This is a genomic window from Methylobacterium oryzae (genome assembly GCF_021398735.1).
Classification (GTDB): domain Bacteria; phylum Pseudomonadota; class Alphaproteobacteria; order Rhizobiales; family Beijerinckiaceae; genus Methylobacterium.
In genome coordinates, this window is record NZ_CP090350.1 from 205,023 (window position 1) to 225,493 (window position 20,471).

The 20,471-nt window shown below is 71.4% G+C and carries 19 protein-coding genes and 2 pseudogenes; 9 read left to right on the forward strand and 12 right to left on the reverse strand.

Annotated elements, in window-relative coordinates; all coding sequences use genetic code 11:
* The first annotated feature begins 446 nt into the window (after positions 1 to 446).
* The gene (locus tag LXM90_RS29375) at positions 447 to 1,421 is read left to right on the forward strand and encodes a sterol desaturase family protein (protein ID WP_234083313.1); all 975 of its coding nucleotides are present in this window, start codon (positions 447 to 449) and stop codon (positions 1,419 to 1,421) included.
* Positions 1,422 to 1,708: 287 nt separating this feature from the next.
* Here LXM90_RS29375 and LXM90_RS29380 read toward each other — a convergent pair.
* Positions 1,709 to 1,912: pseudogene (locus LXM90_RS29380) on the reverse strand (transposase); the annotation flags it as partial.
* A 97-nt stretch (positions 1,913 to 2,009) separates the two neighbouring features.
* Between LXM90_RS29380 and LXM90_RS29385 the strand changes: the two are divergent.
* Positions 2,010 to 2,348: an MmcQ/YjbR family DNA-binding protein gene (locus tag LXM90_RS29385; protein ID WP_020094502.1), complete on the forward strand. Its 339-nt coding sequence runs from the start codon at positions 2,010 to 2,012 to the stop codon at positions 2,346 to 2,348.
* Between the two features lie 48 nt (positions 2,349 to 2,396).
* Here LXM90_RS29385 and LXM90_RS29390 read toward each other — a convergent pair whose 3' ends face one another.
* From LXM90_RS29390 to LXM90_RS29400, 3 genes are all read right to left on the reverse strand, one after another.
* Entirely contained in the window at positions 2,397 to 2,888 is a 492-nt protein-coding gene (locus tag LXM90_RS29390; RefSeq protein WP_026605145.1) for a YidB family protein, read from the reverse strand.
* A gap of 126 nt (positions 2,889 to 3,014) precedes the next feature.
* Entirely contained in the window at positions 3,015 to 3,404 is a 390-nt protein-coding gene (locus LXM90_RS29395; RefSeq protein WP_020094500.1) for a nuclear transport factor 2 family protein, read from the reverse strand.
* 173 nt (positions 3,405 to 3,577) lie between these two features.
* A complete protein-coding gene (locus LXM90_RS29400) occupies positions 3,578 to 4,594 on the reverse strand; it encodes an LLM class flavin-dependent oxidoreductase (protein WP_020094499.1) in 1,017 nt (338 codons plus the stop codon).
* A gap of 209 nt (positions 4,595 to 4,803) precedes the next feature.
* Here LXM90_RS29400 and LXM90_RS29405 point away from each other — a divergent pair, with 209 nt between their 5' ends.
* On the forward strand, positions 4,804 to 6,090 hold the full coding sequence (locus LXM90_RS29405) for a hydantoinase/carbamoylase family amidase (RefSeq protein WP_020094498.1): 1,287 nt from the start codon (positions 4,804 to 4,806) through the stop codon (positions 6,088 to 6,090).
* A gap of 11 nt (positions 6,091 to 6,101) precedes the next feature.
* Here the strand turns inward: LXM90_RS29405 and LXM90_RS29410 are convergent, their stop codons facing one another.
* A complete protein-coding gene (locus LXM90_RS29410) occupies positions 6,102 to 7,421 on the reverse strand; it encodes a dihydroorotase (RefSeq protein WP_020094497.1) in 1,320 nt (439 codons plus the stop codon).
* Between the two features lie 13 nt (positions 7,422 to 7,434).
* A complete protein-coding gene (locus tag LXM90_RS29415) occupies positions 7,435 to 8,115 on the reverse strand; it encodes an aspartate/glutamate racemase family protein (RefSeq protein ID WP_020094496.1) in 681 nt (226 codons plus the stop codon).
* A 169-nt stretch (positions 8,116 to 8,284) separates the two neighbouring features.
* On the opposite strand from LXM90_RS29415, the gene LXM90_RS29420 reads away from it, so the two are divergent.
* Positions 8,285 to 9,751: an amidohydrolase family protein gene (locus LXM90_RS29420; protein ID WP_020094495.1), complete on the forward strand. Its 1,467-nt coding sequence runs from the start codon at positions 8,285 to 8,287 to the stop codon at positions 9,749 to 9,751.
* 19 nt (positions 9,752 to 9,770) lie between these two features.
* Here LXM90_RS29420 and LXM90_RS29425 read toward each other — a convergent pair.
* The 6 genes and pseudogenes from LXM90_RS29425 to LXM90_RS29450 all read right to left on the reverse strand — a co-directional run bounded on the left by LXM90_RS29425 (position 9,771) and on the right by LXM90_RS29450 (position 15,883).
* Positions 9,771 to 11,362, reverse strand: a pseudogene (locus LXM90_RS29425) (ABC transporter substrate-binding protein).
* Between the two features lie 180 nt (positions 11,363 to 11,542).
* Positions 11,543 to 12,709: a M24 family metallopeptidase gene (locus tag LXM90_RS29430; protein WP_020094493.1), complete on the reverse strand. Its 1,167-nt coding sequence runs from the start codon at positions 12,707 to 12,709 to the stop codon at positions 11,543 to 11,545.
* A 26-nt stretch (positions 12,710 to 12,735) separates the two neighbouring features.
* Positions 12,736 to 13,416 carry a GntR family transcriptional regulator gene (locus LXM90_RS29435; protein WP_020094492.1) on the reverse strand — a complete coding sequence of 227 codons (681 nt, stop codon included), beginning with the start codon at positions 13,414 to 13,416 and terminating at the stop codon, positions 12,736 to 12,738.
* A 67-nt stretch (positions 13,417 to 13,483) separates the two neighbouring features.
* Positions 13,484 to 14,293, reverse strand: a complete 810-nt coding sequence (locus tag LXM90_RS29440) for a transporter substrate-binding domain-containing protein (protein ID WP_020094491.1) — start codon at positions 14,291 to 14,293, stop codon at positions 13,484 to 13,486.
* A 65-nt stretch (positions 14,294 to 14,358) separates the two neighbouring features.
* Entirely contained in the window at positions 14,359 to 15,042 is a 684-nt protein-coding gene (locus LXM90_RS29445; protein ID WP_020094490.1) for an amino acid ABC transporter permease, read from the reverse strand.
* Between the two features lie 34 nt (positions 15,043 to 15,076).
* A complete protein-coding gene (locus tag LXM90_RS29450; RefSeq protein WP_056527014.1) occupies positions 15,077 to 15,883 on the reverse strand; it encodes an amino acid ABC transporter ATP-binding protein in 807 nt (268 codons plus the stop codon).
* A gap of 323 nt (positions 15,884 to 16,206) precedes the next feature.
* Between LXM90_RS29450 and LXM90_RS29455 the strand changes: the two genes are divergently transcribed.
* The 5 genes from LXM90_RS29455 to LXM90_RS29475 are packed head-to-tail and all read left to right on the forward strand — an operon-like array spanning position 16,207 to position 20,468.
* Positions 16,207 to 17,463 carry a Zn-dependent hydrolase gene (locus LXM90_RS29455; RefSeq protein ID WP_103985112.1) on the forward strand — a complete coding sequence of 419 codons (1,257 nt, stop codon included), beginning with the start codon at positions 16,207 to 16,209 and terminating at the stop codon, positions 17,461 to 17,463.
* A 26-nt stretch (positions 17,464 to 17,489) separates the two neighbouring features.
* Positions 17,490 to 18,263 carry a LamB/YcsF family protein gene (locus LXM90_RS29460; RefSeq protein WP_056527019.1) on the forward strand — a complete coding sequence of 258 codons (774 nt, stop codon included), beginning with the start codon at positions 17,490 to 17,492 and terminating at the stop codon, positions 18,261 to 18,263.
* A complete protein-coding gene (gene pxpB / locus LXM90_RS29465) occupies positions 18,256 to 18,990 on the forward strand; it encodes a 5-oxoprolinase subunit PxpB (RefSeq protein WP_056527022.1) in 735 nt (244 codons plus the stop codon). The genes LXM90_RS29460 and pxpB overlap by 8 nt, the downstream gene beginning before the upstream one ends.
* Positions 18,983 to 20,017 carry a biotin-dependent carboxyltransferase family protein gene (locus LXM90_RS29470; RefSeq protein WP_234083315.1) on the forward strand — a complete coding sequence of 345 codons (1,035 nt, stop codon included), beginning with the start codon at positions 18,983 to 18,985 and terminating at the stop codon, positions 20,015 to 20,017. The genes pxpB and LXM90_RS29470 overlap by 8 nt, the downstream gene beginning before the upstream one ends.
* Before the next feature lie 37 nt (positions 20,018 to 20,054).
* Positions 20,055 to 20,468, forward strand: coding sequence for a VOC family protein (locus LXM90_RS29475; protein WP_012329553.1), 414 nt, complete (start codon positions 20,055 to 20,057; stop codon positions 20,466 to 20,468).
* Positions 20,469 to 20,471: the final 3 nt, after the last annotated feature.

Here is a 20,471-nt window from a genome sequence, read left to right on the forward strand (position 1 = left end):
CGGTCCGATCCGCCGCCGACCCAGCATCTGGACTCGATCGGCACCTAACGGCGACGACGGCGTTCAGAGCGACGCCCGAGGCGTGGTGTTGCCCTCGATCGCGAAGGCGGCCTGTGGGGAAAGGCCGATCCCGGGCGCATCCCCATCGCCGGCCGGGTCCCGATGCCGCCGGCGTGCTGGGCCCGCCTCCAGTCCGAAAGCGGATCGTAGGTGCCGGCCCGGCGCCCGTGCTGCAGCGCTCTCACCGCGACGGAGCCGCACGCTCGTATGGGTGCTCACATAATGACCTTGACGTGGGTTAATAGGGGCGATCTCAAAAAACTTATTGAACATAGACGCTAGGTCTAATATCTGACAATTTTTAGATCAATATTGGTGGGGTCGGCCACATCTCTTTGGTGGGCGCCTGCCTTTCTGGAATCGATTGAATTGCGTTGGAGGGAGCGATGACTGATTTTTTCAAGCAAATCATTCATGCGCCACAGTTGCTTATTACCTGGACAATGTTTTTCGGGTTCGGACTGGCATTTTATGTAGCTTATATTGCAAAGAACCGCGCGAAATTCTCACTCCGTGGACTTGCGAAGCACTGCGTGCCGTTCAATGTCCTCACGGAAAAAAGCTTCTACACAGATGTAAAAATATACATCATTGGAAAATTGACAGGCAGTTTCATCGTGATACCTGCCATATTTCTCACTGCTGTTTGCTGCAATGCATATAGTTCTCTCGCGCATCTACTGTTCCCGGATTTCAAGAATATCGAATTTAGTATTTTTTATGCCAGTATTTGCACGATCGTCGTGTTCGTTGTCGTAGAATTCTCGGATTTTATCTGCCATTATGTTGAGCATAAAGTGCCGTTCCTGTGGGAGCTTCATAAAGTCCATCATTCGGCGCAAACTCTGAACCCTCTGACATCGAAGCGAGGCCATCCCGTGGGGATGGCGCTCGAAGCCATCGTTCGAGGGCTTCTGACTGCCGTGCCTGGTGGCTTGTTCATGTTCCTGTTCGGTCTTAGCGTCGTTGAGGCAACGTCACTATCTTGGGTCGCATCGAAAGTTTTTATTTTTCTCACTCTCGATCCGCTGAAGCATTCCCATCTTCCGATAAGCTTGGGTTTCTTCGATAAATTCCTGATCAGCCCGCATATGCACCAGATACATCACAGCAAGGTGCAGGCGCATTGGGACAAAAATTTCGGTACAAATTTGTCTATATTCGATTGGATGTTCGGGACTGCCTACAGACCGAGTCGGAACGAGATGCCGGTATTCGGCATCTCTGGCCTCAAAGACGAAACGTTGATGAAATACAACTCTCTGTACGGGTCCTATGTCGCGCCTCTGACCAGGAGCTACAGAAAGATCCGGAAAATGTTCAATCATGAAACAGGCTCAACCGAGCGATCGGCATCCTAGCTGGGGGCTCATTCAGGCCCATGCGATGACACGGGAGACGAGCGCGACGGCGGCGAGATGATCATGGGTCGAGCGATCGTGGTGGATCGTGACGGGCCGCCAGTTTCTGAGGTGTCCGCAAAGGCGCGCGACTCGATTGCGCCGCCGGTCGGCGATCCGGCTGTGCTTGTAGGGCACCGTCCGCGTGGCCGTGGACGGGATGGTGGCGATCAGTTCGGTGGCTCTTGAGCCAATCCCCCAGGCTCTGCGCGTCGCAGGCTCTGTCGGCCGTCAGAGCCCGCGATGAGCCACCTGTTGTAGCGGTTGTGGATCGTCGTGTGGGTGCCGTGGGCGGAGGGCGTGTCCTGCCAGCGGCAGCCGACCTTCGGGACGTGCCGGATGCCGCTGATCACCCGCCTGTCGTCGATCCGAGGTTTGCCCGGTCGGCCATGCGGCAGAAGCGGCTCGATCCGCGCCCAGGCGTCGTCCGAGAGCTGGAACAACCGCGCCATCGCGATCCTCTCGCGCGGAGAACTCCACAATCAGGAAGAGGACGCGAGCGGACGCAGATCGTTGTATGAGTGCCCGAACTAGGGGAGGAGGGCCGCGATGGGCGTCGATATCGCGCGCGTGAAGGCGCTCATCGCGACGTTGGAGGCGGTGACCTCCGCCCCCCATTTTCACAGGACGGCCTTCCGGACGCCGCGCAAGACCTTCGCGACGCTGGACGAGGTGGGCCACGACATCAACCTGATGTTCGACCCGGACCTGCGCGACTTCTTCTGCGAGCAGGTGCCGGCGGCTTTCAGCCCCGTTCCGGGCGGCTGGGGGCGGATGGGCGCGACGCGGTGCGACCTCGCGATCGTCGACGAGGCGACCCTGATGTCGGCCCTGACGGCGGCCCACCGGCTCGCCGCGCCGAAGCCGCGCACGCCCCGCCGACCGTGACGGTCCCGACCCCCAAGGTCGGGCCGGGATCCGTCCGCCGGCCAGACCTCAGGCCGGGATCCGTCCGTCGGGCGTGTAGCGGTCGACGGCCCGGGGGAGCTCGCGGGACAGCCGGGAGAGCAGCTCATCGCGGGACAGTCCCGTCCGCTGGGTGAGAGCCGTTAGGACGTCGGGTCCGATCGCCTGTTCCAGATGATGCGGCGCGATTTCCTGGTTCGGTCCCGTCTTGACCCAGGACTGGGCGGCCGTCCCGTGACCGGCCTGCTGGAAGCGGTCCAGCATCTCGCCGAGGCCGCTGTGCAGGAACCCGCCGGGAGCCTCGCCGCGCCTGTCGCCCAGCAGGCCGCCGAGGAGACCGCCCAGGCCGGCACCGGAGCCGCTGTTGGAGGCGCTGTTGGAGCCGTCGGCCGGGCCGCCGGGGCCCGCCGGCGCGGTCTGACCGGCGCCGCCCAGCAGTTCCGCGAGCTTGTCGCGGTTCTGGTAGCCTGCCAGGGCGAGGAGGCCCAGGAGCGCCGTCATCGAAGGGTAGCCATCACTCATGGTTTGTCTCCCGCTGCGGGCAGCGGGCCCGCGCCCGTTCGCCACGCGACGCCAACCAACGCGCACGGACCCGGTTGCGATGCGGGCGGCCCCGCCGAGGCCGGCGCGGCCGCATCGCGAACGGCTCTAGCCCGCCGCGGCACCGACGGGGTTGTCGACGCCGATCGGGTAGGTGCCGTGCCCCGCCCGCACGCGGCCGTCCTCGAAGACGAGCACCTCGCTGACGCTCACACCCTTCTGATTGCGATACTGGATCACCAGCGTGTCGATGCCCGCGAAGACCTGCTCCACCGCGAAGTGGAGGTCCGGGATCCGCCGCAGGGCCTCGGTCCAGTAGGCGCGCAGCGCATCCTTGCCCCGCACCGTTCCGCCCGAAGCGGGAACGATCCGCGCGGCGCCCGGCGAGGTGAACACGGCGTCGTCGTGGAAATGGGCCAGCACCCGCTCGACATCGTGCGCGTTCCAGGCGGCGCACCACGCATCGGCGAACGCGTTCCAGTCCAACGGGCGCGGCATCCCGGAGATCCCCTTACAAGTGCCGGACTCGGGCACAGCGGCACCGCGTGACGGGCCGACGGGAGGCTACCGCACGCTCGCGGCGATGGGTAGGCCGGCGGGCCAGGTCCCAAGATAGGGCCGGCCGAGGAGCTGCATGCCCTCGGCGCCGGCGAACCCGGCCGGAGGTCGGCTCAGCGCCACCCGAGCGCGGGGGCCACGTGCGAGAGCAGGCTCTCGATGAGGTGGGCGTTGTAGGCGACGCCCAGCTGGTTCGGGACCGTCAGCAGCAGGGTGTCGGCCTCCGCGATCGCCGCGTCGGCGCGCAGCTCGTCAACCAGCCGGTCCGGCTCCGCGGCGTAGGAGCGGCCGAACACCGCGCGCATGTTGTCGATGATGCCGACCTGGTCGCTGCTCGTGCCGCGCCCGAAATAGGCGCGGTCGAGGTCGTTCACGAGCGCGAAGATCGAGCGCGAGACCGAGACCCGCGGCGTGCGGGCGTGCCCCGCATCCTGCCACGCCTGCCGGTAGCGGCGGATCTGCCTGGCCTGCTGGACGTGGAACGGCTCGCCGGTCTCGTCCGCCTTCAGGGTCGAGCTCTGCAGGTTCATGCCCTGCTGCGCCGCCCAGATCGCGGTCGCGTCGGAGGCCGATCCCCACCAGATGCGGTCCCGCAACCCCTCGGATTGCGGCTCCAGGCGCAGGAGTCCCGGCGGGTTGGCGAACATCGGCCGCGGGTTGGGCTCGGCGAACCCCGTTCCCTTCAGGAGGTCGAGGAAGACCTCGGTGTGCCGGCGCCCCATATCGGCGTCCGTCTCGCCCTCGGCCGGGGCGAAGCCGAAGTGCCGCCAGCCGTCGATGACCTGCTCGGGCGAGCCGCGGCTGAGCCCGAGCTGCAGGCGTCCGCCCGCGATGAGGTCCGCCGCGCCGGCATTCTCGACCATGGAGAACGGGTTCTCGTAGCGCATGTCGATGACGCCGGTGCCGATCTCGATGCGCTTCGTCCGGGCGCCGACTGCCGCCAGCAGCGGGAAGGGCGAGGCGAGCTGGCGCGCGAAATGGTGGACCCGGAAATAGGCGCCGTCCGCCCCGAGCTCCTCCACGGCGACCGCGAGGTCGATCGACTGGAGGAGTGTGTCGGCCGCACTGCGCGTCGCCGATCCGCCGGTCGGCGACCAGTGCCCGAAGGACAGGAACCCGATCGTCTTCATTTGCAGAACCTCCGCCCGCCTGCCGGGACCGGCGATAGCCGCCGGAATCCGGCCGGGCAACGACCCCGCGCCGCGGGGCTGACCCGCGCGGCTGGCCGCGCGCCCGGCGATCCGGCAGACTCGGTCCCGGTGATCCGGCGGGCCGGCACGAAAGTGGCAGGGGCACCGGCGGGCCCGTCCCGGGGACCGGCGCTCGGGGAGGCGTAGCGATGGACCGCGTGTCCGCCATCTCGGCAGCTGTGCGCGCGCAGCGCGGCCGGGTCGAGGCCCTGTTCGCGGAGTTGGCCCGGTGCGGCCGGACGGAGCCCGGGTTCACCCGGCCCTCCTACAGCCCGGAGGAGACCGCGGCGCACGCGGTGGTGGCGCGCTGCGCGGCGGATCTCGGCCTCGCGATCGGCCGGGACGCCGCCGCCAACACCGCGATGACGCTGCCCGGACGGGACCGGACCCTGCCGCCGATCCTGATCGGCTCCCACCTCGACACCGTGGCCCAGGGCGGCAACTTCGACGGGGCCGCCGGCGTGGTGGCCGGGCTCGCCGCCGTCGCGGCCATCCGCCGGCTCGGTCTGGAGCCGGAGCGGGACATCACCGTCCTGGGCATCCGCGCCGAGGAGAGCGTCTGGTTCCAGGTCTCGTACATCGGGAGCCGCGCGGCGCTCGGAGCCCTGCCGGACGGGGCGCTCGACGCGGCCCGGATCGACACCGGCCTCAGCCTCGCCGCCCACATCGCCCGGGAGGGCGGCGACCCGGACGCGCTCGCCCGCGGACCGGCGGCCCTCGACGCCGCCGCGATCCACGCCTTCCTGGAGGTGCATATCGAGCAGGCGCCGAGCCTGGAGGAGGCCGGGATCCCGGTCGGGCTGTGCACCGGGATCCCCGGCAACGTCCGCTATCCCGACGTCCGCATCGCCGGCCGCTACGACCATGTCGGGACGCCGCGCCGCTTCCGGCGCGACGCCGCCATGGCCGGGGCCGAGATCGCCCTGGCTCTGGACCGGGTCTGGGCGGAGCGCGAGGCGGCCGGCTGCCCGATGGCCGTGACCTTCGGCCGGTTCCACACCGACGCCGCGGCGCACGGCCTGACCACGGTCCCGGGCGAGTTCCGGTTCAGCCTCGACATGCGGGCCTACGCGGCCGAGGTGCTGGCGGAACTGGAGGCGGCGTTCCTGGCGGCCGTCGCGGAGGTTTCCGCGCGGCGCGCCGTGACGGTGACGCTGGGCCCGCGCGCCGAGGCGGGCGTCGGCGCCGTCGCGCCGCGGATCCGCGACGGGTTCGCGGCGGCCGCGGACGCGCTCGGCATCGCGACCCGGCCCCTCGGCAGCCCGGCCTCCCACGACGCCGCCGCCTTCGCCAAGGCCGGCGTGCCGATGGCCATGCTGTTCGTGCGCAACGCCAACGGCAGCCACAATCCCCGCGAGGCCATGGCGATCGACGACCTGCTCGACGCCGTGGCGATCCTCACGACGTGGCTCGTGGCGGAGACCTGCACCGCCTGACGGGCGCCCCGTCAGGCGGCGAAGCGCGCGAGGCGGCCGACGGGCTCGCCCAGCACCGCGTCGTCGCGCATGACGGGGATCCCGCGCACGATCGTGGCGACGGGCCAGCCGGTGACGTCGACGCCCGCGAAGGGCGTCCAGCCGCAGGGCGACACGATCCAGGATTCCTCGATCCTGCGGCGGGCCTTCAGGTCCACCAGGGTGAAGTCCGCGTCGTAGCCGGCGGCGATGCGGCCCTTGCCGAGGAGCCCGTAGACGCGGGCCGGCCCGGCTGCCATCAGGTCGACGAGGCGGGCGAGGGACAGCCGCCCCGCCGCGACGTGGTCGAGCATTACCGGCACCAGCGTCTGGACCCCGGTGAGGCCGGCCGGGCAGTCCGGCCAGGGCTGCGCCTTGGCCGCCCGCGCGTGGGGCGCGTGGTCGCTGCCGACCGTGTCGACGGTGCCGTCGCGCAGGGCCGCCCAGGCGGCCGCCCGGTGGCGCGCGTCGCGGATTGGCGGGTTCATCACGCCGAGGCCGCCCAGCGTGTCGTAGCAGTCCGGCGCCACCTGGGTCAGGTGATTGACCAGCACCTCGACGGTGGCGACGTCGCGGAAGTCGCGCAGGTAGGCGAGTTCCTCGGCGGTCGAGACGTGCAGGATGTGGGTCGCCCGGCCGGTCTTGCGGGCGAGGGCTATGAGGCGCCGCGTGCCCAGGAAGGCGCATTCCGCGTCGCGCCACTCCATGTGAGTCCGGTAGGGCTGGCCCCGGCTGAACAGCGGCCTGCGCGCCTGGAGCCGGTACTCGTCCTCGCTGTGGAAGGCCATGCGCCGGTGGCCGGCGCGCATCGCCCGCTCGAGATGCGCGTCGTCCTCGATCATCAGCGCCGCCGTGGAGCTGCCGGCGAAGACTTTGACGGCGCAGACCCCCGCCTCGCGCTCCAGGGCGGCGAGCGCGTCGATGTTGGTCTTGGTGCCGGCCACGTAGAGGCCGATGTCGCACCAGCTGCGGCCCGCGACGTAGTCGCGCTTCCAGGCGAGGCGCCCGGCGTCGGCGATCGGCGGGACGGTGTTTGGCATGTCGAAAAGGGTTGCGATGCCGCCGAGGATCGCGGCCCGCGTGCCGGTTTCGATCGTCTCCACCGCCGGGTCGCCGGGATCGCGCAGGTGAACGTGACTGTCGATCAGGCCGGGCAGGACGTGCAGGCCCGCGGCGTCGATCACCGCCTCCGCCGTCGCTCCGGCCGGGACCCCGAGGGCCGCGATGCGCCCGTCGCGGATCCCGACATCCGCCGTCTCGGTGCCCCACGGCGTCACGCAGGTACCGCCGCGGATCAGGAGGTCGTACTGCATCGCCGGTTCCTTCTCACGGGGCGGCCCGGAGCAGCACGGCCCCGAGGGCCGCGGCGGCCGCCTGCTGGCAGGGCTCGATGACGGGGCACCCGATCGCGGCCTCCGCGGCGGCCCGGTGGCGCGCCATGCCGGCGCAGCCGAGCACGACCACGTCGGCGCCGTCGCGCTCGACCAGGGTCCGACCGGCCGCGATCAGGCGCGGGCCCATCGCGGCGTCCGCCGTCTCGGAGGCCCGCGCCTCCACCGGCCGGCTCCCGGCATAGCGATCCCCGAGGCCCATCTGGCGCACCGTGCGGCGCTGGCGCCGGACGCTGCCCTCGGACAGGGCCACGATGCCGAAGCGCTCCCCGAGCGTCAGGGCCCGCAGGATCCCCCACTCGGCGATGCCCATCACCGGGCGACCGCTCGCCGCCTCCCGGACCGCGTGCAGGCCCGGATCGCTGAAGCAGGCGATCACGAAGGCGTCGGACGGATCGTCCGCCACACACCGGACGAGCGGCATCACCACCGAATCCGCGTCCCGCTGGGTCGCGATGCTCTCCGGGCCCTCCGGCAGGTCGGTCACCGCGAGGATGGGGCCGCCCGGCAGCCGCAGCGGCGCCAGGGCGGCGTCGATGGCGGCCGTCACCGCCCGGGACGCGTTCGGGTTGATGATCAGGATGCGCGCGGGCTCGGTGGTGTCGCGAGGCCGCATGGCGCCTTCCCTCTGAATACCGGTCGATCGGGATCGACCGCGATGCCGCGACGTCGACCGACCCATCGTGACCGCGGAAGACCTCAAGCGAAACCCGGGCCGCATGGCCGCCGATCCGACCGGAAGGCACCGTTCTTGCCCGCCCGCTTACGCAAGGGAGAGGTTATCGATGCAGGACGAAGCTCCGGACGCCACCGCCGAAATCACGCTGGTGAAGGGGGCCCGGTGGGTCGTCGCCTGGGATCCGGACAGCGGCAGTCACGTCTACCGCACCGGCGCGGACGTCGCCTTCGCGGACGGCGCCCTCATCCATGTCGGGCCGGGCTACGCGGGTCCCGAGCCGGCCCGGACTGTCGACGCCTCCGGCTGTCTGGTCATGCCCGGCCTCGTGGACATCCACACCCACCTGTTCTCGGAGCCGATGAACAAGGGCATGTGGGACGAGGTCGGCAGCCAGCGGCTCTACAACACCTCGCTCTACGAGTACCTGCCGATCCTGCGGCCCGACGCGGAGGGGACGCGGGCCGCCTACGGGGTGGCGCTCGCCGAACTCGCGCTCTCGGGCGTCACCACCGTCTGCGACCTCGCCCTGCCGAGCGCGGGCTGGCTGGATCTCCTCGGCGCCTCGGGCCTGCGGGTCTGCATCGCCCCGATGTTCCGCTCCGGGCGCTGGCTCACCCGCAACGGCCACAGCGTGGACTACGAGTGGGACGCGGCGGCGGGCCAGCGCGGCCTGGAGCAGGCCCTCGCCGAGATCGCGGCGGCGGAGGGGCACCCGAGCGGCCGCCTCTCCGGCATGCTCTGCCCGGCGCAGGTCGACACCTGCACGGCGGAGCTGCTGCGGGACGCCCATTCCGAGGCGGTCGCGCGCGACCTGCGCTTCCACACCCACGCGGCGCAGTCCCTGTCGGAATTCCACGAGATCACCCGCCGCACCGGGATGACGCCGATCGAGTGGCTCGACGATCTCGGCGTGCTCACCGAGCGGACCATCGTGGGCCACGGGATCTTCCTCGATGACCATCCCTGGACCCACTGGCACAGCCCGGGCTCGGACCTGCGCCGCCTGGCCGAGCGCCGCGCCACGGTCGCCCACTGCCCGACGGTCTTCGCCCGGCGCGGCATCGCGCTCCACCATTTCGGGCGCTACCTCCAGGCCGGAGTCAACATGGGGATCGGCACCGACGTCTACCCGCACAACATGCTCGACGAGATGCGCCTCGTCTCGTACCTCGCCCGGGTCGTCGCCGAGAATCCCCGCGACACCCGCGCGGCGGACGTGTTCCACGCCGCCACGGTGGGCGGCGCCAGGGCGCTCGGGCGCGAGGACATCGGCCGGCTCGAACCGGGCTGCAAGGCCGACTTCGTGCTCGTGGACTGCGGGCATCCGGCCATGCGCCCGTGCCGCGATCCCGTGCAGTCGCTGATCTACTCGGCCGGCGACCGCGCGGTTCGACAGGTCTTCGTCGGCGGCCGCGAGATCGTCCGCGACGGGCGCGCCCTGACGATCGACTACGCCGCCGCCGCGGCCGCGCTGGAGGAGGCGCAGGGCCGCGCGCTCGCGCAGGTCCGGCAGCTCGACTGGGCCGGGCGCGGCCCCGACGCCATCGCGCCGCCGACCTTCCCGGGGCTGTGAGGCCCCGGAACTCGCCCCCTCAGGCGGGCCGGACGTTCCAGAACGTCGGGAACCCGTCGAGGATCCCGGTGAGGCGGGAGCGGTAGGCGGTCGGCTGCAGGTACTGGCCCAGCGGGTAGTGGGGCACGTCCTGCATCGCCTGGAGCTGGATGTCCGGCACAGGGCGGCACGCGCCGCCTCGTCCGGGGCGGTGAGCCACGCGTCGCGCAGGGACTCGATCCGCGGGGTCGTGGCCCAGCCGGCGTAGCCGCTCTCGCCGGTGCCGCGCAGGGCGATGTAGCCCGCGGGGTTCAGCCAATCCATGCCGGACCAGTTGGTGACGAAGGCGCTCCAGCCGCCCTCCGAGACCGGCCCCTTTCGGTTGCGCCGCTGCAGCATCGCGTTGAACTCGACCGCGTAGACCTCCACCGTCATGCCGACCCGCTGCAGCAGGTCGGCCGCGACCTGGCCGAGCGCCAGCAGCGGCGCCGAGTTCGACGGCACCATCAGCAGCACGGTCTCGCCGCCGTAGCCGGCCGCCTTGAGATCGGCGCGCACCCGCGCCGGATCGCGCGGATCCGTGAGCGGCTGCAACCCGTCCGTCGAGGCCATCGGCGTGCCCGGGCAGAAGAAGCCGAGGGGCACGTGGAACAGGCCGGGATCCTCGGCGCCGACGACCCCCTGCATGCACGCGGTCTGGTCGATCCCGCCCCAGAGAGCCCGCCGGATCGCCGGGTTGTTGAAGGGCGGCTGCAGGTGGTTGACCCGCAGCATGGTCACGAAGCCGGTCGGGTCGAGGACGCGGGTGCTCACGCCCTTGGCCGCCTGCAGGAGCGCGATCTGGTCGTGCGAGGCGTATTCCTGCCAGTCCGTCTCGCCGGCGATCAGCGCGGAGGTCGCCGTGGAGGTGTCGCCGATGACGCGCCACTCGACCCGGTCGAAATGGACGACCTTCGGACCCGAGGTCCAGGTCAGCGGGCCGTCCGGGCGCGGCACGTAGTCCTCGAAGCGGGTGTAGACGACGCGGTCGCCGGGCACCCGCTCGTCGGGCTTGAAGCGGAACGGTCCCGAGCCGATGAGCTCCGGCACCTGCTGGAACGGGTCGATGGCGGCGAGGCGCTCCGGCATCATGGCGCAGACCGGGACGGACGCCTTGCCCAGCGCGATTGGCAGCAGCGGGAACGGGTGTTTCAGGCGGAACCGGATCGTCCGGTCGTCGGGCGCGGAGAGTTCGTCGGTCGCCTCCATGAGGGAGCCGCCGAACGGGTCGCGCTTCGCCCAGCGCCGCAGCGACGCGACGCAGTCGCGGGCCAGCACCGGCGTCCCGTCGTGGAAGCGCAGGCCCGCCCGCAGGATCAAGTCCCAGCGGCGCCCGTCCGCCTCGACCCAATGGCCCTCGACCATCTGCGGCGTGGCGCGATAGGCCGCGTCCATGCCGTAGAGCGTGTCGAAGACCATGTAGCCGTGGTTGCGGGTGATGTACGCGAAGGTCGTCACGGGATCGAGGGTGACGAGATCCTGCTGCGGGATGAAGCGCAGGGTCCGGGCCGCCTCCGCGCGGACGAGGGCCGGCGCCGCGACGGCGCCGGCGACGAGGGCGCCGGCTCCCTGCAACAGCGTGCGTCGCTTCATCCGAGACCTCCCGCTCCGCTCCGGCACCACGCACCGGTGGGCCGGGTCCCCGCGGGAAGCCCGGCCCGGCATCGCTTGCAGGAATGGGGCCGGCTCCCGCTCGGCGTCGCCGACCAGTCCGCGACCGCGGGAGCGGTACGGCGGCCCGTCAGTTCAAGCTCCGCTTGTGAAAGCAACGCCTCACCGCACCGACAGGGTGCGCGGCAGGTCGGACAGGGGCTCGACCCCGTCTGCGGTGACGATGACGGTCTCCGAGGCGCCGACCGTCCAGGCGCCGTAGCGGCGCAGGGTGGCCGGCAGGTGGAAGACCATGCCGGGTTCGATCGGCCGGTCCTGTCCGGTGAACAGCGAGAGCAGGGCACCCTCTCCCCAGTCCGGCGCGAAGGCGACGCCCATCGAGTAGCCGATCCGCTTGCGGAAGGCCGGGCCGTAGCCCGCCGCGTCGATCACGGCCTGCGCCGCCGCGTGCGGGGCGGCGCAGGGATGGCCGGGGCGGATCGCGCCGAGCGCCGCGTCGAGGGCGCGCAGGGCGCAGTCCATCATCCGCTGCGCCTCGGCCGGCGGCGGGCCGATCCAGACGCTGCGCATTAGCGCCGCGTGGTAGCGGGCGTGGCTGCCGGCGAGCTCAAGGAAGACCGCGTCGCTCGGCTCCAGCCGGCGGCGCCGCCACGTCATGTGCGGCAGACCGCTGCGCGGTCCCGACGCGACCAGCGGCTCCATCGCCATGGCCTCGGATCCGGCGGCCGTTGCGGCCGCCAGCATGGCGGCGGCGACGGCGTTCTCGTCGGTGCCGGCCGCGCAGGCGTCGAGCCCCGCGGCGAGACCGGCCTGCGCGTACCGGGCGGCGGCCCGGATCGCCGCCAGTTCGGCCGCCGACTTCACCGCCCGCAGGGGGGCGAGGAGGCCGGATCCGTCGGGCAGCGGGCCGCTTCCGAGGGCGGCGTCGATCCGCGCCGCGAGCGCCGGCGCGACGAACCAGCCGTCCCGCTCCAGGGCCGGCCGGGCGACCCCGCGCCCGCGCACGAGGGCCGCCAGGGCCGCGGCCGGGTCGGCGCCGTCCGGGTAGGCCCGGATGTCGTCGAGCCACGTGTTGGCGGCCGCGCCCGGCAGTTCGAGCTGCCGGACCAGGAGGGCCGGGTCGCCGTCCACGGGCACGAGGAGTGCCTGGAAGGCGAAGTAGCCCGCCGTCTGGCGGCCGGTCAGCCAGTAGATCGTCTCCGGGCCGGTCACCACGAGGGCGTCGTGGCCGGCACCCGCGATGGCGGCCCGGGCCGCCGCCTGCCGGGCGGCGAACTCCGCCTCCGGGAAGGCCGCCTCGCGGCCGCGCAGCTCCGTGAACTCGTGCATCGCGCCGCCCTCGTCCCAGACTTCGCTCAGACTTCGCTCAGGCGCTGGATGATGCCCTGCTTGAAATTCTCGAGATGGGCCGCGATCGCGTCCGCCGCCGCCGCCGCGTCCTTGGCCCGCAGGGCGGCGACCACCGCGAGGTGCTCGCGATGGACCGCCTCGAACCGCTCGGGCATCCGGCTTAGGTTGAACATCTGCGTCTTGAGCCGCAGGTCCTTGATCGTCTTGGCGAGGGTCGCGTTCTGGCTGTGCTCCGCGATCAGGTCGTGGAAGCGCCGGTCGACCTCCCAGTTGCCCGGCGCGTCCGGGTCGCCCGCCGCCAAGAGTGCCTCCATCTGACGCTGCAGGTCCGCCAGCACCGCGTCGGCGATGCGGCCGGTGGCCAGCGCGACGCTCTCCCGCTCCAGCAGGCGGCGGACATGCAGGATCTCGATCAGCTCGCGCAGGGAGAATTCCTTGACCACGAGCATCCCGCCGGGTTGCCGCTCGATCAACCCCTCGGTCTCCAGCCGCGACATCGCCTCGCGGGTCGGGGTCCTGGAGATGTCGAGCATCTCGGCGAGGCGGCGCTCGTGCAGCACGGTGCCGGCCGGAAGGTCGCGGCGGACGAGCATGTCGAGCAGGCGGTCGTAGGCCATCTGGCCGAGGCTCTGCTCGCGCCGTGCACTGAGCGCCGTCGTGTACGACGCGGCGTCGAGGGTCTTCATGGTGTCCTCCCGGAGCGGCCGGCTCAGCCGCTCCCCATTCTTGTTCTCGCGCGTCCGCCGTGCCCGCTCACATGGCGGGCGTGCGGATCGGCTCCTTCGGGGCCGGATCATAGCCGATCAGCGGGGTAACGAGCTTGGCGTAGGTACCGTCCGCGACCATCTCGCCGAGCGCCTTGTTGACGGCGGCGTGCAGGTTCGGCTTGCCCTTCTTGATGGCGAAGCCCTTCTGGACCGTGCTCAGCGGGGTCTCGATCATCACCAGGGGCAGCTTGCGCGCCTTGATGGCGTAGTTGCCGGCCACCGCGTCGTTGATCACCGCGTCGATGTTGCCGCCGACGAGGTCCTGCATGGCGTCCGCGGCCGTCTTGTAGCTCTTCAGGGTGGCGCCGTTCTCCTCGGCGAGCTTGCCGAAGGTCGAGGCCGAGAGGGCGCCGACGTTGCGGCCCTTGAGATCCGCCGGCCCCTTGATGCCGGTATCCTTGCGGGTGACGATCCGCGCGCCGGATTCGAGCCACCCGTCCGCGAAGGCGACCTGCTTCTGCCGGGCGGGGGTGATGTCCATCGACTCGCTGGTGATGTCGTACTGGTCGGCCATCAGGCCCACCAGCAGGGCGTCGAACTTGATGTTGACCGGGCTGTACTCGAGCCCGAGCCGGCGGCAGACCTCGCGCATGACCCGGACCTCCAGCCCGTCGAGCTCGCCGCTCGGCGTGCGCATGCTGAAGGGCGCGAAGGTGCTGTCCGTCGCCACGATCAGCTTGCCGGGCTCGATCAGCTCCAGCTTGCCCTCGGCCGCGCGGGTCGCGGGGGCGGCGAGGATCCCTGCGCCGAGGCTGGCGCAGAGGGCGGCGAGGGCGAGGACGTGGCGGCGGTTCATGGTGATCTCCGGTCTCGGGACGGGGCGGGAAGGATCGGCCGCGGCCCGTCCCGCGGCGGGGGGGCTCAGGACAGGCGGGCGTAGCGCCGCTCGAAATAGGCCGAGAGCTGCGACAGGATCGACGTGAGGCCGAGGTAGATCAGCGCCGCCGCGATGTAGAAATCGAACGGCCGGAAGGTCGTGGCGATCATGAGCTGCGCGTAGAGCGTCAGCTCCACCACCGTGATCGTCGACAGCAGCGAGGTATTCTTCACCGCCGAGATCGCCTCGTTGGTCAGCGACGGCAGGATCATGCGGAAGACCTGCGGCAGGACGATGCGCACCATCATGATCCGCGGGTTCATGCCGAGCGCCAGCGCCGACTCGACCTGACCCCGGGGGATCGCCGCGAGGCCGGCCCGGATCGTCTCGGCCACGTAGGCGCCGCTGCTGACACCCAGCGCGATGATGCCGGCGGTCACGGGCGAGAGCTTCACCCCGACCTGCGGCATGCCGAAATACACGATGAAGACCTGCACGAGGGTCGGCGTGCCGCGGATGAACCAGACGTAGAAGCTCGCCAGCGCCCGGAAGGGCGCGAAGGACGAGCGCTTGCCCAGCGCCCCGAGCAGGCCGCAGGCCCAGCTCACCAGGATGCTCGCCACCGTGACGCCGAGCACCACTAGGGTCGCCGAGAGGAAGCCGGGGCCGTAGGTGACGACCTCGTCCGAGAGGGTGAGCCACCACTCCTGCAACGCCGCGACGCTCATCGCTGTCCCTTCTCCCCGGTGATGGGCCGGCGGCTCACGCCGTCTGTCCCGGCGCGGCGGGCTGGTGCAGGACGCGCCGGAGGAACTGGCGCAGCCGCTCGCTCCGGGGCGCGCCGATGATGGCGTCGGGCGGCCCGTCCTCGGCGATCACGCCGCCGTCGAAGAACAGGGTGCGGGTGCCGACATCCCGGGCGAAGGCCATCTCGTGGGTGACGAGCAGCATCGTCATCCCGTCCGCCGCGAGGGAGCCCATCAGCGCCAGCACCTCGCCGACCAGCTCCGGATCGAGGGCCGAGGTCACCTCGTCGAACAGCATCACCTTGGGCGCCATCGCCAGGGCGCGCACGATCGCCACGCGCTGCTGCTGCCCGCCCGAGAGCTTCGACGGGTAGGCGTGCCGCTTCTCGTAGAGGCCGATGCGCTGGAGCAGCGCCTCCGCCTCCGCGACGGCCTGCCGGCGCGGCATCCGACGTACCCGGATCGGCGCCTCGATGACGTTCTCCAGCACGGTCATGTGCGGCCAGAGATTGTAGCTCTGGAAGACCATGCCGATCCGCGCCCGCAACTCGCAGAGCTGCTGCGGCGTCGGCTGGCGGCGGGCGCCCTGCTCGTAGTCGAAGGCGAAGCGCTCGAAATCCATGAAGCCGGAGGTCGGCGTCTCCATGAGGTTCAGGCAGCGCAGGAACGTGCTCTTGCCCGAGCCGCTCGCACCGATGATCGACACGACCTCGCCCTCTCGGATGTCGAGGGAGATGCCCTTCAGGACCTCGTTGGTGCCGTAGCTCTTGTGCAGCTTCCTGATCTTCAGGAGCGGGGGCGCGGCCGTCTCGGTCTGAGCCATCTTTAAACCTGATGTTTTGCAGTCGCTTCGCGGATCGATGCTTAGATCCGCACGCAGATCGCATTATGTTGCTGTTTTATCGTTCATAAAATCTCTCAATATAGAGATTTAATTTTCCATCCGCCGACGTTTTACATTGCCAAATCGGATGGGATGCCTTAGCAGAACCGGTATACCGCCGGCATTCAAGCGGTATTTTTGAGCATGGCTGCCTCCGACATGGTCATCGAACTTCCGGATCCCGGTATTTCCTTCGCGACTGCGCCGGGCGCGTGCCTCATTGTTCAGCCGATGGACCGGGTCGGACCCGCGCGGCAGCCGGCATGACCCGGCTCGCGATCGATCCGGATCTCTGCGCGGGCCTGTTCGCCGAGCTCCTGAGCTTCAGCGAGGACGCGCCGGGCGTGACGCGGGCGGCCTACGGCGTCGGCGAGGAGCGCGCCCACGCCCTGATGCGAGCCACCGGGCTGGCACTCGGGCTCGCCGCCGAGACCGACGCGGCCGGCAACCTGTTCCTGACGATGGCGGGCCGCGACCCGGCACTGGCGCCCTGGATGGTCGGCTCTCACGTCGACACGGTGCCCCACGGGGGCAATTTCGACGGGGCGGCGGGCGTGATCGGCGGCCTCGCGGCCGTGGAGGCCCTGCGCCGGGCTGGGATCGTGCCGGCGCGTCCCGTGACGGTGGCGGTGTTCCGGGCCGAGGAGAGCGTGTGGTTCCCGGCCTCCTACGTCGGCAGCCGGGCCGCGCTCGGCCTGCTGCCGCCGGAGGTGCTCGACCTGCCCCGCGCCGATACCGGCCGGAGCCTGCGCGACCACATGGCCGAACTCGGCCTGCGGCCGGGGGCGGTGGCGCGGGGCGAGCGGCTCCTCGATCCGGCGCGGATCCACGGCTTCGTCGAGATGCACATCGAGCAGGGCCCGGCGCTGGAGGCGGCCGGGCTCCCCGTGGGCTTCGTCACGGCGATCAGCGGCAGCTTCCGCTACCGCAAGGCGGCCTGCTTCGGCCGCTACGGCCATTCCGGCGCCGTGGCGCGGGGCGACCGCAGCGACGCCGTCTTCGCCCTCGCCGACCTGATCACCGGCCTGGACGCGCTCTGGGGCAGGCTGGAGGCGGAGGGCTGCCCGGCCACGATCACGCTGGGCGAGGTCGCCACCGACCCGGTTCAGCACGCCTTCGCCAAGATCCCCGGCGAAGTCCGCTTCTGCCTCGACGTGCGCAGCACCGAGCCGGCCGTTCTCGACCGGGTCGAGGCGGCGCTCGCCGAGCATATCGCCGCCATCGAGGCCGTCCGCTCGGTACGCTTCGTGCTGGGCGAGCGGACCGGCAGCACGCCGGCGCGGATGAGCGCCGCGCTGGTCGAGGCCCTGTCCGGCCACGCGCGCCGGCTCGGGACGCCGTTCCGCACGATGGCGAGCGGGGCGGGGCACGACACCGCGACGCTGGCCGGCCAGGGCGTGCCGAGCACGATGATCTTCATCCGCAACCAGAACGGCAGCCACAACCCGGACGAGGCGATGCGGATCGCGGATCTGTGCGCCGCCGCCACCCTGGTGGCCCACCTGGTCGCCGAAGCCTGACCCCGCGCGAGAGAAGGGATGCACCGATGATCGTCGATCTGAACTGCGACATGGGCGAGGGCTTCGGCGTCTACCGTCTGGGCGACGACGCCGAGATGCTGACCGTGGCGACCTCGGCCAACATCGCCTGCGGCTTCCACGCCGGCGACCCGCTGGTGATGCACGAGACCCTGAGCCGCGCCGCCGCGAACGGCGTGCAAGCGGGCGCCCACCCGAGCTTCCTCGACCTCTGGGGCTTCGGCCGGCGGCCGATCCACGGCGAGCGCCCCGCCGACATCGAGAAGGCGGTGCTCTACCAGGTCGGCGCGCTGCTGGCGCTGGCGCAGGATGCCGGCTGCCCGGTGCGCCACGTGAAGACCCACGGGGCCATGGGCAACATGGCCAACGAGGATGCCGACCTCGCTCTGGCGGTGGCCCGGGCGATCCGCACCCTCGACCGCGACCTGATCTTCGTGGTGATGCCCGGCCTGGAGACCGAGCGGGCCGGCGAGAAGCTCGGGCTGCCGATCGCGCGCGAGATCTACGCCGACCGCGCCTACGCGGATGACGGCACCCTGGTCTCGCGCAAGCTCCCCGGCGCCGTGCTGCACGATCCCGATTCCGTCTCGGAGCGCGTGGCGCGGATGCTGGAGGACGGGGCGATCACCTGCCTGTCCGGGCGGCGCATCCCGACGCGGATCGACACGGTCTGCGTCCACGGCGACACGCCCGGCGCGGTCGCCATGGCGCGCCGCCTGCGCGACGACTGCGCCGCCAAGGGGATCGCCCTGCGCCCGATGGCCGAGGTGCTCGGTGTCTGAGCCCGGCTACCGCCTCCTCGATAGCGGCGACCGGGCGCTCACGGTGGAGCTCGGCCGCGCGGTCGATCCCGCGATCAACGCGCGGGTCATCGCCCTCGACGCGGCGCTCCGTGGCGCCGGGCGCCCGGGCCTCTTGGAGACCGTGCCGACCTACCGCTCGCTCCTCGTCCTCTACGATCCGGACCTGCTGCCCCGGGCCGACCTCGCCGCGCTGATCGCCGCGCACTGGCCGCCGCCGGACGGGGCGGCGGGCTCGCTGCGCCGCTGGCGGGTGCCGGTCCATTACGGCGGCGCGCACGGCGCCGACCTCGACGACCTCGCCGCCGGGGCCGGGCTCAGCCCGGAGGCGGTGATCGCCCTTCATTCCGGCCGCGACTACCGCGTCTACATGATCGGCTTCGCCCCCGGCTTCGCCTATCTGGGCGGCCTCGATCCCCGGCTCTACGCGAGCCGGCGCACCGATCCCCGACCCAGGACCCCGGCGGGCAGCGTCTCGATCGGCGGGAACCAGACCGGCGTCTCGCCGCCCCTGGAGCTGCCGAGCGGCTGGCAGCTCATCGGCCGCACGCCCGCGCGCTCCTACGATCCGGGCCGGGCCGAGCCGTTCCTGTTCGCGGCCGGCGACCTGATCCGGTTCGAGCCGATCGACCGCGCCGCGTTCGACGGCCTCAGCGAGGCCGCCCGCGCCGGCGAGACCGTCGCGACCCTGGAGCGGATCGATGCCTGAGGGACTGCGCGTCATCGCCCCCGGCCTGGCCTCGACCCTGCAGGATGCCGGGCGGCCGGGCTACCTGCGCTACGGCATCTCGGGGTCCGGCGCGATGGATCCCGACCTGCTGGCCCTGGCCAACGGCCTCGTCGGCAACCCGCTCGACGCCGCGGTGATCGAGATGGCGATGGTCGGTCCGACCCTCGCCTGCGAGACGGATATCTGCCGCGTCGCCCTCGCCGGCGCGCCCTTCGCGATGAGCCTGAACGGCCGCGCCCTCGACCCGTTCACGGCCCACGACCTGCGGCGGGGCGACCGGCTCGTCCTGGGCGGACCGCGGCAGGGCCTGCGCGCCTGCCTCGCGGTCGCCGGGGGCTTCGCCGTCGCGCCGATGCTCGGCAGCGTGGCGACGCACACCCGCACCCGCCTCGGCGGCCTCGACGGTCATCCCCTGGCCGCGGGCGACCTGCTGCCCCTCGCGGCGCCCGCGCCCCGCGACCGTCCGCTGACCCTGCCGCCGGCCCACCGGCCGACCTTCGGTGGCCCGATCCGGGTGGTGCTCGGGCCGCAGGCCGACGGCTTCACCGAGGACGGCCTGCGGACGTTCCTCTCCGAGCCCTACACCCTCACGGCGCGGGCGGACCGGATGGGCTGCCACCTCGACGGGCCGCCGATCGCCCACGCGGACGGTTTCAACATCGTCTCGGACGGGATCGTGAACGGCTCGATCCAGGTGCCCGGACACGGGCGCCCGCTGATCCTGCTGGCCGACCGCCACACCACCGGCGGCTACCCGAAGATCGCCACCGTGATCTCGGCGGATCTCGGCCGCCTCGCGCAGGTGCGGCCGGGGGAGACGATCCGGTTCGCGGCCGTCGCCGTCGCGGAGGCCCAGGTCATCGCCCGCGCCGCGCGAAGCGCTCTGGCCGCGCGGCTGACGGCGCTGGTGCCGGCCGGCGGCGGCGATCTCGACAGCGCGTTCCTGCTGTCCTGCAACCTCGTCGGCGGCGTCGTCTCGGCGCGTGCCCCCGATCCGGCGCCCTGACGGCGCCGCACCTCCTCCATCCAGCAAGAGACCGTCGATGCTCACGCCGTTCCACCTCGCCTACCACGTCACCGACCTCGACGCGGCGCGCCGCTTCTACGGGGGCGTCCTCGGCTGCCAGGAGGGCCGCAGCACCGAGACCTGGGTCGATTTCGACTTCTTCGGCCATCAGCTGTCGCTGCACCTGGGCGAGCCCTTCGCCACCACCCGGAGCGGGAAGGTCGGCGACCACACGGTGATGATGCCGCATCTGGGCGTGGTGCTGCCGCTCGACGCCTGGGAGGCGCTCGCCGGCCGTGTCGAGGCGGCCGGCATCGCCTTCGACATCCCGCCCGTCGTCCGCTTCGCCGGCGAGCCCGGCGAGCAGCGCACGATGTTCTTCTTCGACCCGAGCGGCAATCCGATCGAGATCAAGGGTTTCCGGGATCTGGCCGGCGTCTTCGCGCACTGAGGC

What these genes read in the sequence shown, in the direction of transcription:
- LXM90_RS29410 (WP_020094497.1), bottom strand. Translation starts at nt 7,421, where the DNA reads ATGCAGTACGACCTCCTGATCCGCGGCGGTACCTGCGTGACGCCGTGG.
- LXM90_RS29475 (WP_012329553.1), top strand. Translation starts at nt 20,055, where the DNA reads ATGCTCACGCCGTTCCACCTCGCCTACCACGTCACCGACCTCGACGCG.
- LXM90_RS29385 (WP_020094502.1), top strand. Translation starts at nt 2,010, where the DNA reads ATGGGCGTCGATATCGCGCGCGTGAAGGCGCTCATCGCGACGTTGGAG.
- LXM90_RS29390 (WP_026605145.1), bottom strand. Translation starts at nt 2,888, where the DNA reads ATGAGTGATGGCTACCCTTCGATGACGGCGCTCCTGGGCCTCCTCGCC.
- LXM90_RS29440 (WP_020094491.1), bottom strand. Translation starts at nt 14,293, where the DNA reads ATGAACCGCCGCCACGTCCTCGCCCTCGCCGCCCTCTGCGCCAGCCTC.
- LXM90_RS29400 (WP_020094499.1), bottom strand. Translation starts at nt 4,594, where the DNA reads ATGAAGACGATCGGGTTCCTGTCCTTCGGGCACTGGTCGCCGACCGGC.
- LXM90_RS29420 (WP_020094495.1), top strand. Translation starts at nt 8,285, where the DNA reads ATGCAGGACGAAGCTCCGGACGCCACCGCCGAAATCACGCTGGTGAAG.
- LXM90_RS29395 (WP_020094500.1), bottom strand. Translation starts at nt 3,404, where the DNA reads ATGCCGCGCCCGTTGGACTGGAACGCGTTCGCCGATGCGTGGTGCGCC.
- LXM90_RS29430 (WP_020094493.1), bottom strand. Translation starts at nt 12,709, where the DNA reads ATGCACGAGTTCACGGAGCTGCGCGGCCGCGAGGCGGCCTTCCCGGAG.
- LXM90_RS29460 (WP_056527019.1), top strand. Translation starts at nt 17,490, where the DNA reads ATGATCGTCGATCTGAACTGCGACATGGGCGAGGGCTTCGGCGTCTAC.
- LXM90_RS29445 (WP_020094490.1), bottom strand. Translation starts at nt 15,042, where the DNA reads ATGAGCGTCGCGGCGTTGCAGGAGTGGTGGCTCACCCTCTCGGACGAG.
- LXM90_RS29375 (WP_234083313.1), top strand. Translation starts at nt 447, where the DNA reads ATGACTGATTTTTTCAAGCAAATCATTCATGCGCCACAGTTGCTTATT.
- LXM90_RS29435 (WP_020094492.1), bottom strand. Translation starts at nt 13,416, where the DNA reads ATGAAGACCCTCGACGCCGCGTCGTACACGACGGCGCTCAGTGCACGG.
- LXM90_RS29470 (WP_234083315.1), top strand. Translation starts at nt 18,983, where the DNA reads ATGCCTGAGGGACTGCGCGTCATCGCCCCCGGCCTGGCCTCGACCCTG.
- LXM90_RS29415 (WP_020094496.1), bottom strand. Translation starts at nt 8,115, where the DNA reads ATGCGGCCTCGCGACACCACCGAGCCCGCGCGCATCCTGATCATCAAC.
- LXM90_RS29450 (WP_056527014.1), bottom strand. Translation starts at nt 15,883, where the DNA reads ATGGCTCAGACCGAGACGGCCGCGCCCCCGCTCCTGAAGATCAGGAAG.
- LXM90_RS29405 (WP_020094498.1), top strand. Translation starts at nt 4,804, where the DNA reads ATGGACCGCGTGTCCGCCATCTCGGCAGCTGTGCGCGCGCAGCGCGGC.
- LXM90_RS29455 (WP_103985112.1), top strand. Translation starts at nt 16,207, where the DNA reads ATGACCCGGCTCGCGATCGATCCGGATCTCTGCGCGGGCCTGTTCGCC.